Origin of the sequence: Streptomyces sp. NPDC127092 (assembly GCF_042722475.1) — a bacterium.
GTDB lineage: Bacteria > Actinomycetota > Actinomycetes > Streptomycetales > Streptomycetaceae > Streptomyces.
This window is the reverse complement of the sequence record NZ_JBHXFE010000226.1, coordinates 548-978: the sequence shown is the minus strand read 5'-3', so window position 1 is coordinate 978 and position 431 is coordinate 548. Positions and strand designations below refer to the sequence as shown.

At 60.8% G+C, this 431-nt stretch carries 1 protein-coding gene; it reads right to left on the bottom strand.

All coding sequences use genetic code 11. From position 1 onward, the window contains the following. A partial coding sequence (locus ACFWJO_RS39150; protein ID WP_386872992.1) for an aldehyde dehydrogenase family protein occupies positions 1 to 431 on the bottom strand: 431 nt, incomplete at both ends.

Here is a 431-nt window from a genome sequence, read left to right as displayed (position 1 = left end):
ACTTCCGACTCCGCTCGACTTGATTCCGCCGAACCACAAGCCGGGCCCGTACATCCTCATCGTGTTGCCCCAGATCGTTCCGGCCTGCACGAGCTGGCTCATGCGATGCATCCGCCCCAAGTCGCGAGTCCAGATGTTTGCGCTCAAGCCGAACTCCACGTTGTTGGCAAGCTCCACCGCTTGATCCTCGTCGTCGAAGACGAGGATCGAGAGGACTGGGCCGAAAATCTCCTCCTGGGCAACACGCATGGACGGATCGACGTCGGTGAGCACGGTGGGCTCCACGAACAAGCCATTAGGGTCGGTTCCAGGGGGAGTGCCCCCTCCGTGCAGTATCCGCGCTCCTTCATCGCGTGCAATCTTCAGGTAGTTCTGCACCCGATCGAACTGCTGCTGCGAGGCCAACGGCCCGACATGATTATTCGGGTCCA